19 protein-coding genes are annotated in these 15,987 nt (G+C 27.8%); 11 read left to right on the top strand and 8 right to left on the bottom strand.

The window, feature by feature from the left end; genetic code table 11:
• Positions 1 to 84: 84 nt before the first annotated feature.
• The gene (locus CP523_RS07455) at positions 85 to 1,059 is read right to left on the bottom strand and encodes an ATP-binding protein (protein WP_066673792.1); all 975 of its coding nucleotides are present in this window, start codon (positions 1,057 to 1,059) and stop codon (positions 85 to 87) included.
• Complete coding sequence (locus CP523_RS07450; RefSeq protein ID WP_066673790.1) at positions 1,052 to 2,047, bottom strand: DnaD domain protein; 996 nt, start codon at positions 2,045 to 2,047, stop codon at positions 1,052 to 1,054. Before CP523_RS07450 ends, CP523_RS07455 begins: the two co-directional genes overlap by 8 nt.
• A 168-nt stretch (positions 2,048 to 2,215) precedes the next feature.
• Here CP523_RS07450 and CP523_RS07445 point away from each other — a divergent pair, with 168 nt between their 5' ends.
• Positions 2,216 to 3,436, top strand: a complete 1,221-nt coding sequence (locus CP523_RS07445) for a peptidoglycan DD-metalloendopeptidase family protein (RefSeq protein WP_066673788.1) — start codon at positions 2,216 to 2,218, stop codon at positions 3,434 to 3,436.
• A gap of 10 nt (positions 3,437 to 3,446) precedes the next feature.
• Here CP523_RS07445 and CP523_RS07440 read toward each other — a convergent pair whose 3' ends face one another.
• From CP523_RS07440 to CP523_RS07425, 4 genes are all read right to left on the bottom strand, one after another.
• Entirely contained in the window at positions 3,447 to 4,643 is a 1,197-nt protein-coding gene (locus tag CP523_RS07440) for a S8 family serine peptidase (protein ID WP_066673786.1), read from the bottom strand.
• Between the two features lie 65 nt (positions 4,644 to 4,708).
• Positions 4,709 to 5,140, bottom strand: a complete 432-nt coding sequence (locus CP523_RS07435; RefSeq protein ID WP_066673784.1) for a DMT family transporter — start codon at positions 5,138 to 5,140, stop codon at positions 4,709 to 4,711.
• Between the two features lie 81 nt (positions 5,141 to 5,221).
• Positions 5,222 to 5,677 carry a dUTP diphosphatase gene (locus CP523_RS07430; RefSeq protein ID WP_066673782.1) on the bottom strand — a complete coding sequence of 152 codons (456 nt, stop codon included), beginning with the start codon at positions 5,675 to 5,677 and terminating at the stop codon, positions 5,222 to 5,224.
• Positions 5,678 to 5,860: 183 nt separating this feature from the next.
• Positions 5,861 to 6,397: a hypothetical protein gene (locus CP523_RS07425; protein ID WP_066673780.1), complete on the bottom strand. Its 537-nt coding sequence runs from the start codon at positions 6,395 to 6,397 to the stop codon at positions 5,861 to 5,863.
• Between the two features lie 419 nt (positions 6,398 to 6,816).
• Here CP523_RS07425 and CP523_RS07420 point away from each other — a divergent pair, with 419 nt between their 5' ends.
• The 7 genes from CP523_RS07420 to CP523_RS07390 all read left to right on the top strand — a co-directional run bounded on the left by CP523_RS07420 (position 6,817) and on the right by CP523_RS07390 (position 12,938).
• Complete coding sequence (locus tag CP523_RS07420; RefSeq protein ID WP_066673778.1) at positions 6,817 to 8,076, top strand: UDP-N-acetylglucosamine 1-carboxyvinyltransferase; 1,260 nt, start codon at positions 6,817 to 6,819, stop codon at positions 8,074 to 8,076.
• A 22-nt stretch (positions 8,077 to 8,098) separates the two neighbouring features.
• Positions 8,099 to 8,890, top strand: a complete 792-nt coding sequence (locus CP523_RS07415) for an MBL fold metallo-hydrolase (RefSeq protein ID WP_066673776.1) — start codon at positions 8,099 to 8,101, stop codon at positions 8,888 to 8,890.
• A 137-nt stretch (positions 8,891 to 9,027) separates the two neighbouring features.
• Complete coding sequence (locus CP523_RS07410) at positions 9,028 to 9,525, top strand: SEC-C metal-binding domain-containing protein (RefSeq protein ID WP_066673774.1); 498 nt, start codon at positions 9,028 to 9,030, stop codon at positions 9,523 to 9,525.
• 83 nt (positions 9,526 to 9,608) lie between these two features.
• Positions 9,609 to 10,250 (top strand): lactate utilization protein, encoded by a 642-nt coding sequence (locus CP523_RS07405; protein ID WP_066673772.1) that lies wholly within the window; start codon positions 9,609 to 9,611, stop codon positions 10,248 to 10,250.
• 112 nt (positions 10,251 to 10,362) lie between these two features.
• A complete protein-coding gene (locus CP523_RS07400; RefSeq protein ID WP_066673770.1) occupies positions 10,363 to 11,025 on the top strand; it encodes an Hsp20 family protein in 663 nt (220 codons plus the stop codon).
• A 44-nt stretch (positions 11,026 to 11,069) separates the two neighbouring features.
• Positions 11,070 to 11,549: a 23S rRNA (pseudouridine(1915)-N(3))-methyltransferase RlmH gene (gene rlmH / locus CP523_RS07395; protein WP_066673769.1), complete on the top strand. Its 480-nt coding sequence runs from the start codon at positions 11,070 to 11,072 to the stop codon at positions 11,547 to 11,549.
• 144 nt (positions 11,550 to 11,693) lie between these two features.
• Entirely contained in the window at positions 11,694 to 12,938 is a 1,245-nt protein-coding gene (locus CP523_RS07390; RefSeq protein WP_120140747.1) for a DNA cytosine methyltransferase, read from the top strand.
• A 24-nt stretch (positions 12,939 to 12,962) separates the two neighbouring features.
• Here the strand turns inward: CP523_RS07390 and CP523_RS07385 are convergent, their stop codons facing one another.
• Both CP523_RS07385 and CP523_RS07380 read right to left on the bottom strand, forming a co-directional pair.
• On the bottom strand, positions 12,963 to 13,475 hold the full coding sequence (locus tag CP523_RS07385) for a hypothetical protein (RefSeq protein ID WP_120140746.1): 513 nt from the start codon (positions 13,473 to 13,475) through the stop codon (positions 12,963 to 12,965).
• Between the two features lie 11 nt (positions 13,476 to 13,486).
• Entirely contained in the window at positions 13,487 to 14,668 is a 1,182-nt protein-coding gene (locus CP523_RS07380; protein WP_120140745.1) for a helix-turn-helix domain-containing protein, read from the bottom strand.
• A 258-nt stretch (positions 14,669 to 14,926) separates the two neighbouring features.
• Between CP523_RS07380 and CP523_RS07375 the strand changes: the two genes are divergently transcribed.
• The 3 genes from CP523_RS07375 to CP523_RS07365 all read left to right on the top strand — a co-directional run bounded on the left by CP523_RS07375 (position 14,927) and on the right by CP523_RS07365 (position 15,966).
• A complete protein-coding gene (locus tag CP523_RS07375) occupies positions 14,927 to 15,235 on the top strand; it encodes a hypothetical protein (RefSeq protein WP_120140744.1) in 309 nt (102 codons plus the stop codon).
• Between the two features lie 67 nt (positions 15,236 to 15,302).
• Positions 15,303 to 15,641 carry a hypothetical protein gene (locus CP523_RS07370; RefSeq protein WP_120140743.1) on the top strand — a complete coding sequence of 113 codons (339 nt, stop codon included), beginning with the start codon at positions 15,303 to 15,305 and terminating at the stop codon, positions 15,639 to 15,641.
• Between the two features lie 19 nt (positions 15,642 to 15,660).
• On the top strand, positions 15,661 to 15,966 hold the full coding sequence (locus CP523_RS07365) for a hypothetical protein (RefSeq protein ID WP_120140742.1): 306 nt from the start codon (positions 15,661 to 15,663) through the stop codon (positions 15,964 to 15,966).
• The last annotated feature ends 21 nt before the right edge of the window (positions 15,967 to 15,987 follow it).

The following is a 15,987-nucleotide window of genomic DNA, read 5'->3' as shown; positions in this document are numbered from 1 at the left end:
TTTTGTTTTATAAAAATTTACGACATAGTAAGCTAAAGAAAATATAAAAAGGTAATGATTAAATTAAGTCATTACCTTTAATAATTATCTACGTTTCAAGTTTAATTGTATTCTAATGTCTTCTGCATAAAATTTATAAAGTTTAAAGTTTCCAACAAGTCTAGAATAAATTCTTTCACTATATATTTTTGTTATCATAGGAAGACTTAAGTTGGTAGATATAATCATTTTTTTGTTTTTAAGTAGCTTTTTATTAATTAAAGTAAATAATTCTGTTGCAGAGAATTCAGTAATTTGTTCTGCACCTAAATCGTCAATAATTAATAAATCGCAGTTTAATAAAAGTTCTTCTAGCTCATAGTTATTATTAAATCTTATATCTCTAAGACATTTTATAAGCTCATCAGATGTTTTATATACTACTAAAAAACCTCTATCCAATAAATCCTTGGCAATACACCATGATAAATAAGTTTTACCTGTTCCAGAATTACCATAGAATAATAGGTTAGAATTGTGATTTGAAAAGTTAGGTATATAATCTCCTTTTATAAACTCTATTATATTTTCTATGTTTCTTCTAGGAGAGAATTTATCTTCACCTATTTTATGATTAGAATATAAATTTATATCAAAATTGTTGAAATTATTAATTTTTACAGCTTCTTCTAAATCTGAATCTTGATAATATAATTTTACTAGTTTACTTTTATAACAAGAACATTTATTTACCCCTATATAACCTTCGTCCTTACATTTTGAACATTGATAATGAAGTGATAAATATTCAGGATCATATCCTTTTGATACTAAAGCTTCATATTTTTTAAATCTTAAATCAGTTATAGTATCTTTAATTTCTTCTATTTGTTTTTCGTTAAGTCCTTTAAGTATAGATAGAGACAAATTTAAACTTTGCTTTTGAATTAATTTATCTAATTCCATAATTTCAGGATATTTATTAGAAATTTCTTCTCTTCTTTTATTTAGTTTCTTTTGTTCGGTTGTTCGTATATTTTCATATATATTTGCTAATTCTTTTTGATATCCCTTAATCATCGCTATCCCATCCTAATAGTTTCTTTTCAAGAGAATCATAATCATATTCTCTTGGTGTAAAGTTATTAAATTTTAAATTAGATTTAGTATTAGGTGTATTATTAAAGTTTTTCTTAGCAGCTAGATTTTTAAATTTCGATTCTTTCTCTTCTATATCCTTAATTGTTTTTAAATTATCTCTATTCCAGCTTGATAATATTCCATCTATATACTTAAAATCTGGTCTATTTAATCTTTGTGAACATATATCACAAGCCTTTTTTATTATTTCTAGAGAAAAGTTGTATGTTGTAGTCCACTTTTCTAACATATCTTCTTGTGGTTTCATTATATCAGTATTTCGAATACCCAGGAATTTAAGAATTTCTCTATAAGTACCCCATTTATCTTCTGTTTTTCTTATGTAATTCTGAGCATCTTCTATAGTTTTTATATTCATTTCATGCCAAGCGATGGCTACCTTTTCTATATATCGAGTATTACTCTTCCCCCTAGAAATACAATATTCTATAATTAAAAGTATTAACTCAGATGAAAAGTTATAATCTTTTTTCCAACTAATATATGTTGTAAACTCTGTAGGAGATAATGGTCTTCCAAGAAGTCTTTCTATATCTTTTAACATACCGTTATTAGTTTCATCAGATAATTCATCTAGTAGATTAATTTCGTTAGATGATGCTGGGGTATCTATAGATAAATCTACAAAATCTATTTCAAAGTTTCCCATTTTATCAATAGGAACTAATTTTATAACACCTTCATCATTCCAGTAATTTAATGCATTTATAATATCGGATTCTAGTAGGTTTAATGATGAAGCTAATATTGAAGAGCTTATTCCAATTTCTCCACTCATATTATGTTTAAGCATTAATAAGTATACTTTAATAAATTCGCCTCTAGCTTTTGGCATATACTTTTCAATAAATACATTACTAATAGGAGTAAATTTTAAGGCTTTAGATTTAAGCATAAATGTACTCATTAATTTCTCCTCTACCTTTCTTTATATTTATTCACATTAAGTTAATTATATCAAAGTGAGTTATATCACTCAATAAAACAATTAAGGCATAAAAGGAATAATATTAAAATAGTTGGGAACATTATTAAATGTGTTGTTTAAAATACTATTAAAAAGGAAGGGAAAAATATGGTTTCAAAAAAGGATGCAGTTGGTGTCACGGTAAAAATAGTATTATTATTTATACCTGTAATTACAATACTGAATACTAATAAGAGTTATATTTTAGAAGCATATCTCAATAATAGTGTTATAGGATATGTAGATAGCAGAGCGGAGACTAGAGAAGTTTTTAGTGAAGTATTAGAAGAAATAAATATAGATTCTAAAAGTCCAGAAATTAATAATGAGAGAATTAGATATACAAAAATTACAGAAGGAAATGTGGCATTAAGTAACAAAAGTGAGATTAAAAAAAATATATTAGAAGCATTAACTGGTAAGGCTTCTGCATATGCATTGAGTTTATCAGGAGAAAAGTTAGGATATATGGCTTCTAATGATACGGTAAATAATATTTTAAAGTTAGCAACGGACAAACATATAAATGAATTAAATATAGATAGAACTGATGTTATATCAGCAGATATAGTATGTAATGTAAATTTGCAAGAAGAAACTACAGATATATCATCCATAAAAACAGAAGAGGAGTTAGCAGATAAAATATATAATATATCTAAAGAGAATACAGATTTAGTACAAATTAAAATAAAGACAAAAGAAATAGTTGAAGAAATTGTATCTCCTAAAACAGTTACTTCTTTAGATGAGAATTTATATATAGGTGAAAGTAGAATTGAAGAGGGAGAAGAGGGCATAAAGAAGGTATTAAAAGAAGTTACATATAAAAATGAAAAACAGGAAAATAATAATATTTTAGAAGAGACGATAATAAAAGAACCTGTAAATACTATTATACATAAAGGGAGTAAAAATCCTTATAAAGATGGGGTAGCTTTTTTATTACATCCAACAGTAGGTAAAACAGTAACTTCTGGATATGGTGAAAGGTGGAATTCTTTTCATAAGGGAATAGACATAGCTAGTAATATTGGGGATAAGGTAAATGCTGCCATAGAAGGAAAAGTAACATATGCCCAATACAATGATGGAGGTTATGGAAATTTAATAATTATAGAGCATGAAGGCAATATGACTACGTACTATGCACATTTAAGCGAAATATATGCCAAATTAGGGGATATAGTGAATACTGGAGATTTAATAGGGGCTGTGGGTAATACAGGTTTTAGTACAGGGCCTCATTTACACTTTGAACTTAGGGTAAATGGTTTACCAGTAGATCCAAGTAATTATATATTGAAACAAGAAAATAAGGCGTCTTAATAAAGGCACCTTATTTTTTTATAACTTTATTTATATTAACTTTTCCCTCTCCTTGATAATTCTTAGGCATATCAAATGGTTCACATGATACTTTTAATAAAGAAACAGTATCTTTAAAAGTTAAGCTAGGATCATTTTGATAAAGTAAAGCACAAATACCAGAAATATAAGCAGCAGCTAGTGAAGTGCCTGTATAACTTTTATAAGACGCATTTAACTTTTTAGGGTACATTTTAACCCCATTTTTTTCAGATATATAATTTACATTACAATTTAAAGAAACAATATCTACACACGCAGCGGCTATATCTGGTTTAGTATCTTTTTTTAATTTTCCGGCGGATGAATAGGGATAGGGTTTAATTATACTTGTAGTATCTATTCCAGCAACGGTTATACATTCTTTAGATAAAGCTATTCCTGTTATAGAGCCTTCGGAATTTTTATTACTACCACTAGGTACAACAGGCGTTATGTTTTTAGCTGTAGCTAATTTAAATATATTATCAAAGCAATTTTGTATAAAAGTATTGTAATATAAGAGTTCAAATGGTAAACAAAGAATCTTTATATTATATTTTTCACTTTCTTCAATCAAACACTCAATAGCGTAAAGCACATCTGAGACGAACCCTTTTCCCAACCTATCAAATGCTTTATAGCAATGTAAATTGCATTCAGGTGCAACACCACGATACATACCATTAGATTTTTCGCCACTACCAGCTAGTATACCGCAAGTACAAGTACCATGACCATTATCATCATATGGGTGTTTAAGATCAGATATTAGGTCTACAAATGTAGAGATTCGATTATAGGGAGTAAGTAAATCAGGATGAGGATAAACTCCGCTATCAACAATCCCTATTCCAACTCCCTTACCAGTTATGTTAGTTTTGCTAGATAATCTTGTTTTATTAGCTGTTGGGACACTCATTCCACATAAAAATAAATATTCATCAAAACAAATGTATTCAACTTCAGGATATTCTAAAAGCCTTTCTATTGCTTTAGTATTCAAATTGGCTGATATTATATTGCAAGGCTTTATATTTCTAATCAATTCACCTTTATAGGATGAAATTTTTTTTATTATTGAATCTTGGAATTTACTACACTTTATAATAACTCTATAATTTTTACGAATTTTAGAGGCCATACAGTTTTTTAGGTTGATGTCTAGCTTCTTATTTAAAGAGAACATATAATACTCCTAAAATTAATCACATTATATATTATATTAATAGGAGAGATTTTGTTAATAATAAGTTATAATTTCCATTTAAATATTACTATGCCTATAATCATTATGGCAATTCCTATAAATTCTTTCATGGAAAATGGAATTTTATCAGTTCCAAATAAACCAAAGGCATCTATAATACCTGCAGAGGTTAGTTGTGCTACTAAAATAATAGCTATGCCACAGGTAGCACCCATTGCACCAATACTTTTCATTACAGTGAATATTATGATGACTCCAAGCACTCCACCTAGTAAATAAAGTTTGTTAGCATCTTTAATTTCTTTGAAATTTCCTTTTCCAAAAAAGAATAAGATTATTAGAGTTAAGGCTAATCCAGTAGCCTGAACAAATGCATTTGTTTCCCAGGTACCTATTTTTTCTTCCAAACGAGTATTGAAAACTCCTTGTAAGCTCATTGATATTCCTGAGATTATAGCGCAAATAATTGCAAACATTAATATCACCTCAAGAATAGTATTCCAATCTAATATATAAATATGAAAAAACCTTCTGAGTTGCAGAAGGTTTTTTCATATTTATATATTAATAAAAGATTCTTTTATTTTGTATTCAGAATATCCTAATGTAATTCCAAGACTTATAAAGTCTTCAAGAAGAGTTAAGAAATGATCTTTAGATGGTGATATTGTTAAATCATTAATATCTATATAAAGATTTAAGAACTGATCACTTAAACAATAATCATTAGGTTTAACTCTAATATCAGTGATATCAGAATAATTTTTATCTAGTCCTATTGTTAAAATTTGACCAAGACAGTCTAAATATTTTTCAAATATTAGATTCATATTAATAGATGAATCCTCATCGATCCAATATTTATAACATTTAGTTTCATCAGCAAGTGAGCCAATCTTAATATGTAAATCTAGGTTCTTTCTAACTGATAATTTATACTGGTTTAATTTTGAATTAATATTAATCTTTTGATTTTTTTCTAGCTGAGCTTCAAAAAGTGATTTAGCATCCATGAAACATCCCCCTATTCTTAAGGACTCAATAAATCTATATTAAGGACTTACCAAGTTCTATTTTACAAAAAGTTTTGAAAATTGAAAAGTCCAGTAAACGACTACAGGTAAAATAAAATAAAATAAATTTTTGTAAATGAAAACTGCTTAATACATAAATAGTATTAAGCAGTTCCGTAAAACTTATGAATTTTGTTTTAAATGATAAGTTTTAATTAATGTTTCCTTTTTATTGCTAGACATTTTCCAAAGTTCAATTCTATTTACCTTTAGTATGTCTGATTTAGATTTTAAATTTATTTCTCCATCTGTTCTTTTCATATCTTTGGGAATAAAATTTAAATTAGCTATTGAAATATGCATAGGTATTTCGTTATTAAAATTCTTTATGTTAAATCCATGTAATTTTAAAGTATCATTTATTAATCTATTAAGCCTTTTAATATACCCTCTATCTTCTATTTTTAAATTAATAGTTTTATTGTATTCTGAAATGGAAACTTGATTGCACATTTGTATTTTGAAGTTTTTGTAAGGTTTGGTAATTTTATCTATAATTAAATCAAGTTTATCCATATTTGGATTATCTACTACTTCTAGAGGTATGTAGGGTGAAGGTGAATTTCTATTAGCTCTAAATTTTTTAGAAAGATTTCTCTGAACAGGATTCAAATTTTTATAAGATTCCTCATCGAATAATGCTACTAAATAATATTTCATAAATTTTAACCTCTCAAGTTAGTTAGCTTGCCTATAAACGGATAACAAGCTTTATTTTAAATTATAACATATAGAAAAAAATTTAAAAAGTAAGAATAATTAAAACTTTTACATAGAAAAATAAAATCTTGTAAGCTTTAGATATTAATGTAAATATATAATAAAATTAAGGAACTGCCCTAAAAACCGTATTTACCATAAAAAACTCTATTTAAATAATAGGGTTTTATGTTATAATGGGTAAGGTAGTTTTTAGTTGTTACAACTTGTAGCAATGTAAAGCATAATTAGGTTTATGCTATAAGGTAAGGTGGTTTTTATTATTTAAAGTTAAAACTACCTTTTAATGATAAATTTGGATAATAGACAGAAAAATAGGCAAGATTAATATATATAAATAATGATAAGGGTGAAAATGGATGGAAAAGTTAGTTATAAACGGAGGAAGAGCTTTGAAAGGCTCAGTTGATATTAACGGAGCTAAAAATGCTGCAGTTGCGATATTACCAGCAGCTATAATGGCGAGTGAAGGAAAATGCATTATTGATAATGTACCAGATATAGAAGATGTACATTGCTTAGAGAGAATTCTTAAAAGTTTAGGTTGTACAGTAAATAAAGTTGATAATAATACATTAGAGATAGATGCTACGGACGTACACAGTGTAAATGCATGCACAGAAGATGTAAGAAGAATGAGAGCATCTTATTATTTTATAGGGGCATTATTATCAAGATTCGGAAAAGCTAGAGTTGAACTTCCTGGCGGATGTCCTATAGGTGTAAGACCAATAGATCAACACATAAAAGGATTTGAAGCATTAGGTGCAAACGTAATAGTTGAAAATGGGGCAGTTATAATAGAAGCTGAACACTTACATTCAGCTAATATATTCTTTGATGTAGTTTCAGTTGGTGCAACAATAAATGTTATGATAGCCGCAACTTTAGCTGATGGAACAACTGTATTAGAGAATGTAGCAAAAGAACCCCACGTAGTAGATGTAGCTAACTTTTTAAATTCAATGGGAGCTGACATAAAAGGTGCAGGAACTGATGTTATTAGAATAAAAGGTGTAGAAAAATTGGTAGGATGTAATTATAGTGTTATACCAGATCAAATAGAAGCAGGAACATTCATGATAGCAGCAGTTGCTACAAAAGGTGATGTTACTATTAAAAATGTTATTCCTAAGCACTTAGAGTCAATAACTGCTAAGCTTACAGAAATGGGAGCTAATGTAGAAGAGGGTGATGATAGTGTTAGAGTATATGTAGATGGTTCTTTAAAAGGAATAAATGTTAAAACAACACCATACCCAGGTTTTCCAACAGATGTACAACAACCTATGTCAGCATTATTAAGTATTGTTCCAGGAAATAGCTTGATTGTTGAAAGTATATGGGAAAATAGACATAAGCATACAGAAGAATTAAATAAAATGGGTGCTAATATAAATGTAGACGGAAGAACAGCTGCAATAAGTGGAGTTGATAGATTGGTAGGGGCAAGAGTTAGAGCTACTGATTTAAGAGCTGGAGCAGCTATGGTTATTGCTGGATTAATAGCGGAAGGAAAAACTGAAATTATAGAAATAGAACATATAGATAGAGGATATCCTAATATAGAGTTTAAATTTACAGCTTTAGGTGCAGATATAACAAGAGAAGCTGAATAAATAAATCATGGGGGATAAATAAATGAAATTTTGCTCATTATATAGTGGCAGCAGTGGTAATAGTATATTTATTGCTTCAAATGAGGCAAAGGTATTAATAGATGCTGGGTTACCAGGTAAAAAAATAGATGAAGCATTAAAAAAGATAGGAGAGAATCCTAGCGATATAGATGGAATTTTTATAACCCATGAACATTCAGATCATATTAAAGGTGTTGGAGTGGTATCAAGGAAATATAATGTTCCTATATATGCTAATGCAAATACCTGGTCAGCTATGGAAAGTAGTATTGGAAAGATAAAAGAACATAACATAAAGATTATAGATAGAAGATCTACAATTTCAATAAAGGATTTAGATATAAAATCATTTAATATACCACATGATGCAATTGCGCCTTGTGGGTACACTTTACATTCAAAGGGAAAGTATGTAAGTGTTGCAACTGACTTTGGTATATATACTCAAGAAATAAAGGATAATATAAAGGATTCGGAAGTCATATTATTGGAGAGTAATCATGATGTTAGTATGTTAAAGTTTGGACCATATCCATACACTTTAAAGAGAAGAATATTAAGTGAAGTTGGTCATTTGTCTAATGAAGATTGTGGAAAAGCTATAGTTGATTTATTGAAACATCAAGTTGGTAAAAAGATAATCCTGGGTCATTTAAGTGGTACAAACAATCACCCAGATTTAGCATTTCAAACAGTGATAGATGTTTTAAATGAAAATAAAATAGTTCAAGGAAAAGATATTATGCTATCAATGGCAAGTAGACACGAGCCAAGCAATATAATAGAATTTTAATTATTGACTATACTATAAATTAGTATAGTAATTAAAAGACTTAATTACTAATAGTAGTTACTTGAAAAAATTACAATTAATTAGTATAATTCAAGTATAAATCATGTATAAATTAAGAGTAAAAAGGAGAAAGCATTATGAGTTTATATAAACAATGGACTGATATGGTAGTTGAATATGTTAAGACTAAAGGGGAGCAAGCTTTTTGGGCTGAATACACACAAATAGAAACTTCTATTTACAAAGATTTACTAGCAAATCATAATAAACAAGAAAATACAACAATTGAAGATTTAGCAAAGAAGTACGGAACAACAGCAGAATTTGTTATGGGATTTGTTGATGGAATAAATGACAGTTTAAATACAACATATGATTTAGAAACTTTAAAAGTTAATGATAAAATATTATTAGACATAAATTTAGAAAAGTTATATTTCAATATGCTAGATGCAAAAGCTGAATATTTATATAACTTACCACAATGGGATGCAATATTCTCAAAAGAAAAGAGAAAAGAAATACAAAAACAATACAGAGATTCTGTTATAGTAAGAAATGAAAATAAAATTGGAAGAAACGACCCTTGTACTTGCGGAAGTGGTAAGAAGTACAAAAAATGCTGCGGAAAGTAATAATATTTGAATATAAAAGCCTGATAAAAATCAGGCTTTTTTTGTTATAATAAAATTAAAATAAATGTGGATGGTGAATTGATATGGATAATAATGTTAAGTGGGTAAATGAGCAAAGAATATTAAGAACAATAGAAGCTTTAAAATCAAATAATATGAATGGATATTTAGTTAGTAATAAAGCTGAACTTTTGGCTAAGATAGAAGAATTAGTAAAAGAAGGATCTACAGTTTCTTGTGGAGGTTCTGTATCATTAGCAGAAAGTGGAGTATTAGATTACTTAAGAAGTGGAAAATATAACTTTTTAGATAGAGGAAAAGAAGGCCTTACACAAGAAGAAATAGGAAAAATATACAGAGGTGCATTTTCAGCAGATGCATACTTTACAAGTAGTAATGCAATAACAGAAGCAGGAGAGCTTTATAATGTAGATGGTAATGGAAATAGAGTAGCTGCTATGATTTTTGGACCGGAAAGGGTTATAGTGATTGTAGGTGTAAATAAATTAGTTAAAGATGTTGATGAGGCTATAAATAGAGTTAAATACGTTGCAGCACCAGCTAATGGAGTAAGGTTAAATAGACAAACTCCTTGTGCTAAAGTAGGTTATTGTATGGATTGCAAAAGCAAAACAAGAATGTGTAGGCAATATACATTAATTAAGAGTCAAAGCAATCCAGATAGAATGCATGTAATATTTATAAATGAAGAATTAGGATATTAAAATGTAGTAGATACTAGGACTTATAATATTAAGTTCTAGTATTTTTTGTGTCAAAAAACATCATTTTTAATAAATATATAATGAGTAGTATTTTAAGAAATAGGAGATTAAAATGTTTCAAATGCTTCCTTTTATATTTAAGGGTATGTTTAATGGAATGATGAATAATAATTACAACAATGGTTGGAATATGAATAATAATAATTGGAATATGAACAATAACTATAATAATTGGAATCAAAATAATAACTATAACAATGGATGGAATGGAAACAATAATCTAAACCTTGAAGACACATTTGCAAACACCTTTAATACAGTATTCACGCAAGTATTTAGTACGTTAATTAATAATACTGATTTAATTGATGATATAGTTGATAGTGTTATAAATAGTGATGTAGTAGCTTCAATGATGGATGAAATAGATGGATTAGGTGAAATAGATTTTAAAATAACAAATTACAACGATAAGTATTTAATAGACGGGGTCTTACCTGGAATTGATAAAAAAAGCATAGATATAGATTACGAAAATGAACGTGTTTTAATAAAGGTAAAAAAGAGTCAGGTGTTTAGTAATGGAGTAAATACAATGGTGGCGTTTGTGCAACCTGGAGAAAACATAGAAAAAAGTTTTTATGTTCCAGGTGTAGATAAAGCACAAATTAGAGCCACTTATAGAGACAATAATTTAAAAATTTATTTACCTAAAAAAACTAAAGAAGAAGAAGCAACAATAATAGATGTAGATGATTTTACCGAATCAAAATAATTTGTTAATATATAAATACAATAAACATACGAGGAGAACGTGGGATGAATATAACCTTAATTTCAGTAGGAAAATTAAAAGAAAAATACCTAAAACAAGCAATAGATGAGTACTCAAAAAGATTAAGTAGATATTGCAAATTAGATATTATAGAATTACCAGACGAAAAAACACCAGATAATGCTTCAGAAAAAGAAGAACTTCAAATAAAAGATAAAGAAGGGCAACTAATATTATCAAAAATAAAAGATAATATGTTTGTTGTAGCAATGGATTTAAAAGGAAAACAAATAACATCAGAAGAATTATCAGATTTTATAGAAAACTGTGGAGTTATGGGAAATTCAAACATAGCTTTTGTTATAGGTGGAAGCCTAGGACTATCACAAGATGTTATAAAAAGAGCAAACTATAAACTATGTTTTTCAAAAATGACATTTCCACATCAATTGTTTAGAGTTATGTTACTAGAACAAGTATATAGAGCATTTAGAATAATGAAGAATGAACCGTATCACAAGTAAGTGAGGTTTTTACTGAAATTGGATAAATAGAAGTAATATAATATTTATTTATAAAGATACTAATTTATATTGGTATCTTTATTCAGTTAGTGTAAAATATAAAAAGAATTGATTTAAAATATTTACGAAAAGAGGAAAAAATAGATGGAGAATAACGAAAAAGTTAATATATGGCATAATAGTATTCCTGTTGAAAAAAGTAGTTATATAAATGAAAATAATATTATTATATATAATGAAGAAAATTTTAAATTAGAAAAAGATAAACCAACTATGATAGACTTATTTTGTGGAGCAGGAGGATTCTCAGTTGGATGTGAGCTAGCAGGTTTTCAAAGTGTATTAGGTACTGATTGGTTTGAACCAGCACTAGAAACATGGAAATATAATCATCCAAATGCTATATCAATTTTAGGTGATATTAAAAATATTACTCCTGATTTATTAGTAGAAACATTACAAAAAGCAGGTGTAAAAAAAGTAAATTTAATTACTGGTGGAGTACCATGTCAAGGATTTTCTAGAGCAAATAGAAAGCATAATGATGAAGATGAAAGAAACTATTTATTTAGAGACTATATGAAAATTGCAGAGGCTTTTCAGCCAGATTATTTAATAGTTGAGAATGTTTCAGGAATGAAAACTACTGCAGGAGGTAAGTTCGTTGAAGAAATATTAGCAAGTATGGAGGAACTGGGGTATAATTCAACAGTAAAATTATTAAATGCCGCTGATTATGGTGTTCCTCAAATAAGAAAGAGAATAATATTTGTTGGGATAAAGAAAGGAAGAGGATTAGCGGAAATATTTAATTATCCAGAACCACAGTTTAAGGAAAAAGATAGTCAAACTGGATTATTAGATTCGAAGGAGTTACCACAATATAGAACAGTATATGATGCTATATCTGATTTACCTCCAATAGAAAGTAATGAAAATAGTGATAAGTATATTTCTAAGCCGTTAACAGAATATCAAAAGATTATGAGAGGAATGGATGATAACATTAATTTTACTAAGAGTGAAGAGTTATTTAATCATGTAGCTCCAAAGCATCCACAAGATACTATAGATAAAATAAGAAGTACTATTCCTGGAATGCCTATGTATGAAAAATTTAAGCAAAGGATAAGATTAACATGGGAAAAGCCTAGCCCTACACAGTTAGCGGGAGGAATAAGACCACAATTTCAATTTGGTCACCCTAGTATAGCAAGAGGTTTAACAATAAGAGAGAGAGCTAGAATACAAAGTTTCCCGGATAGTTATAAATTTTTGGGTGGAACTGTACAAGAAAGAGTTCAAACAGGAAATGCTGTACCACCATTAATGATTTATGCAGTAGCAAAAGAGATAATTAAAGATTTAAATAAAGTTTATAATAAGTAGAAAAGAGCCAGATGGCTCTTTTTTTTAAGGTTCAATTATATAGCCATCACCTAACCAAGAATTAACTATTATATGATAAATTTTATTATCAGTTTCATTAGTACTATATGAATTTGAACTTTCTAATATTGTATTATTTGATAATGGGCTAGAGCTATAAGCAAGACTACCAAAAACTATTTTTTTAAATTCATCAAATTTAATATCTTTATTAATTTTATTTAATAATCCTCTTTCTGATAATTCATTATAGAATGCAAGCAATCTTGATTGAGAATTAAGTACTTCATGCAATTTTTGTAAATCGCTATTACTAAAGTTAGGTTTACATTCAATAATAAGGAGCATATTATCTTTATAAGCAATTAAATCAGGTTTAAATGAATCTTTACTTCCTTTTTCCTTATTTGTACCAGATTTAATTTCAACAACTGGTAGATGGTCAACTCCTCTAGGTGGTTGTCCAGCTAGCAAAGTATAATTATTATTTTTAAGAATTCGTTTAGCACCATTATATACTTCTTCTTCACTAAGCATATTAAACACCTCTACTTTATATTAAATGATATTGAATCAGTAAATAATAACGCATTAGCAGTAAGATACCAATTGCAACTTTTAGTATTAGGATTATTAGGATTTTTGCTAAACCATATATTAGAATCTAGTTTAGGAAAATATAATACAAGGTTAGCGTTTTTTTGTGTTACAGAGGAACCATATCTACATAAAATATAGTCGTAAATAAATTGAGTTCCTGTGTAAGGGTCTTGTCGCTTACAAGAAGCAGGAGTCATACCAATATTATAAACGTAAGTATATTTTCTAGATAAAAATTCTTGTGGTACTTCTTGAATATTAAATTCAGAGCAAAACTCTTTTGTTGTGTAAGTTTTAACTGATGGTGGCATTTTAGCATATGATGGTCGATTTCTAAGTCTTGTATTATATTCATTTCTCATCCATTGAATATGATTTTTAAAGCTTGTACAATACTTATCAAAGTTACTTTCAATATAATCTTTTAGTATATATTTTAAAGTATTATTTTCAGAACCATCTGTAATTAGCTCACCATTAGTATCAGTAAGCCAATCTATTGAAAGTAAAGGGGTATCATGTATATCTAACATTTTAAAACTAGCTTCAAGAAGTCTAATATTTAAGTTACAAATTCCTGCGTATTCGCCATGTTTTTTAGCATCGAATGGATAATAATAAATAGTTGGAATGCCCAATTCAATAGCTCTTACTAATCTAGCGAATCTTTGTCCAACATTATGACCAGTAGGAACCTCTGAGGTTTTTTCTAATACAAGAATTGGAGAATTATCTTTTAAAACAATAATATCAGGTTTATCATACATAGTAATATCTTCTATTATTTTAGGATTATTTCCTCTTGGTTTTATTATTTCAAATGTAGCGTTATTAAAAATAGGATTTAGGTCTCGAAACCAACTAGCTTCAGTTAAGCTATCATAATAAATTGTAAGATTTGAATTCATAATATCAACCTCCTGATTATTTATAAATAATTGAGCTATAGAAACGTTTAAAGCATTAGAAATAGTTACAATTTTATCTAAGGTAATATTGATTTTACCTCTTTCAACATCTGAAATATAAGCTCTAGGTACTCCTGTTTTAATGGATAATGATTCTTGTGATAGTCCCAAGCTTGTCCTAAGATTTCTTATATTTATACCTAATAATAACCTTTCTTTCATAAATATCATCCTTTTTAAACGTGGTATGTAGTATATAAGCTACATATCTTTAGTATAGTTTGCATTAGAATTTATGTCAATATATAGAAAAGTAGTATATAATTATATTAAATCTTATAGCATTAGGAGAATAGATATGGTATTAAATAGTATTATAGTAGTACCTTTAAAAGAATTAAATTAGATGTTTGTGTATTTTAAAAGAATGGTAAATATATATTATAATGTTAATATTAGGTTTAGGAGGTATATGTTATCATGGATAATAATAGAACTAAAATAATAGAATTTCTTCAATGGAATGATAGAAATGGTTGTTATACAGATGAGAATTGTGATTTAGAAGATATACCAAGAATGACTTACGAAAATGCGGTTAAGTATTTCTTTGGTGTAATGAATGATGATTTCTACTATAGTATAACAGATAATATTTTTGAATTATCTTATGATGAAGTAATTAAATATGCTAAAGATAATAACTTCTATGATTCAACATATGAAAAGTTAAATCTATTAATAAATAATGATAAGCCAACAATAGAATTTTATAAAAGTTTAGTTTAGTAAAGCTCTTACTTGTATTTAGATATACAGGTAAGGGTTTTTTATATTTAGAAGGGAGAAAAGTATAATGAAAAAAGTTTATAAGGAAAGTCAATTAGTTGAATTAAATAATATACCATTAGAGGTTATTGAAAATATTAGAGGAACGATATCCATATTAAGCGAAGCATATGGAGCTGATAGAGATATAGAAGCTGACTTAGGTGGATATATAGTTATAGCAGAAAATATCGTAGATATCGAATTTCTAAAACAAAATAAATTACAAGGTTTAATACAAGAATATACGGATGTAATTAAATCTAGTGAAGGAGTTGATTGGACTTCTTCACTATTTTTACTTTCAAGTGATTATGCGATAGTAGTAGTAACAACAGAAGAACTTTCTAAATTCCTAATAGAATAAGATAGGGAGATTGAATAACATGAGTAAGAAGAATGAAGAGAAGGTAATCAAAGAAACTAAGTATTGTAAGATAATAAGCCAAGGAAAAGTTGGAGAGGGAGAGTATACATACTCAATAGAGAAAATCTACATCAAAGAACTAAAGAGGGATGAAGTAAGATTCTGTGTCTACAAGGCAACTAGAAGAGGTGATGAAACATACATTCCAAGAAGTCTTGATGTAACAGAGCTAGAACTAATAGAGCTAATAAAAGAGTCAATAAGAGAGAAAGTATTTTCAGAAGAATTCATTGAAATGTTAAAGCAAGAAATAAACCAAATCTAAAAGTCTTAATTGCTACAAGTA

The sequence above is a fragment of the Clostridium septicum genome (assembly GCF_003606265.1).
Taxonomy (GTDB): Bacteria; Bacillota; Clostridia; order Clostridiales; family Clostridiaceae; genus Clostridium; species Clostridium septicum.
The sequence above is the reverse complement of the archived record's forward strand: the minus strand, read 5'-3'. Positions and strand labels throughout refer to the sequence as shown.

Coding starts and splice junctions, on each gene's coding strand:
- CP523_RS07390 (WP_120140747.1), top strand. CDS start 11,694: ATGGAGAATAACGAAAAAGTTAATATATGGCATAATAGTATTCCTGTT.
- CP523_RS07400 (WP_066673770.1), top strand. CDS start 10,363: ATGTTTCAAATGCTTCCTTTTATATTTAAGGGTATGTTTAATGGAATG.
- CP523_RS07440 (WP_066673786.1), bottom strand. CDS start 4,643: ATGTTCTCTTTAAATAAGAAGCTAGACATCAACCTAAAAAACTGTATG.
- CP523_RS07410 (WP_066673774.1), top strand. CDS start 9,028: ATGAGTTTATATAAACAATGGACTGATATGGTAGTTGAATATGTTAAG.
- CP523_RS07420 (WP_066673778.1), top strand. CDS start 6,817: ATGGAAAAGTTAGTTATAAACGGAGGAAGAGCTTTGAAAGGCTCAGTT.
- CP523_RS07370 (WP_120140743.1), top strand. CDS start 15,303: ATGAAAAAAGTTTATAAGGAAAGTCAATTAGTTGAATTAAATAATATA.
- CP523_RS07375 (WP_120140744.1), top strand. CDS start 14,927: ATGGATAATAATAGAACTAAAATAATAGAATTTCTTCAATGGAATGAT.
- CP523_RS07450 (WP_066673790.1), bottom strand. CDS start 2,047: ATGAGTACATTTATGCTTAAATCTAAAGCCTTAAAATTTACTCCTATT.
- CP523_RS07385 (WP_120140746.1), bottom strand. CDS start 13,475: ATGCTTAGTGAAGAAGAAGTATATAATGGTGCTAAACGAATTCTTAAA.
- CP523_RS07425 (WP_066673780.1), bottom strand. CDS start 6,397: ATGAAATATTATTTAGTAGCATTATTCGATGAGGAATCTTATAAAAAT.
- CP523_RS07380 (WP_120140745.1), bottom strand. CDS start 14,668: ATGAAAGAAAGGTTATTATTAGGTATAAATATAAGAAATCTTAGGACA.
- CP523_RS07435 (WP_066673784.1), bottom strand. CDS start 5,140: ATGTTTGCAATTATTTGCGCTATAATCTCAGGAATATCAATGAGCTTA.
- CP523_RS07430 (WP_066673782.1), bottom strand. CDS start 5,677: ATGGATGCTAAATCACTTTTTGAAGCTCAGCTAGAAAAAAATCAAAAG.
- CP523_RS07405 (WP_066673772.1), top strand. CDS start 9,609: ATGGATAATAATGTTAAGTGGGTAAATGAGCAAAGAATATTAAGAACA.
- CP523_RS07445 (WP_066673788.1), top strand. CDS start 2,216: ATGGTTTCAAAAAAGGATGCAGTTGGTGTCACGGTAAAAATAGTATTA.
- CP523_RS07455 (WP_066673792.1), bottom strand. CDS start 1,059: ATGATTAAGGGATATCAAAAAGAATTAGCAAATATATATGAAAATATA.
- rlmH (WP_066673769.1), top strand. CDS start 11,070: ATGAATATAACCTTAATTTCAGTAGGAAAATTAAAAGAAAAATACCTA.
- CP523_RS07365 (WP_120140742.1), top strand. CDS start 15,661: ATGAGTAAGAAGAATGAAGAGAAGGTAATCAAAGAAACTAAGTATTGT.
- CP523_RS07415 (WP_066673776.1), top strand. CDS start 8,099: ATGAAATTTTGCTCATTATATAGTGGCAGCAGTGGTAATAGTATATTT.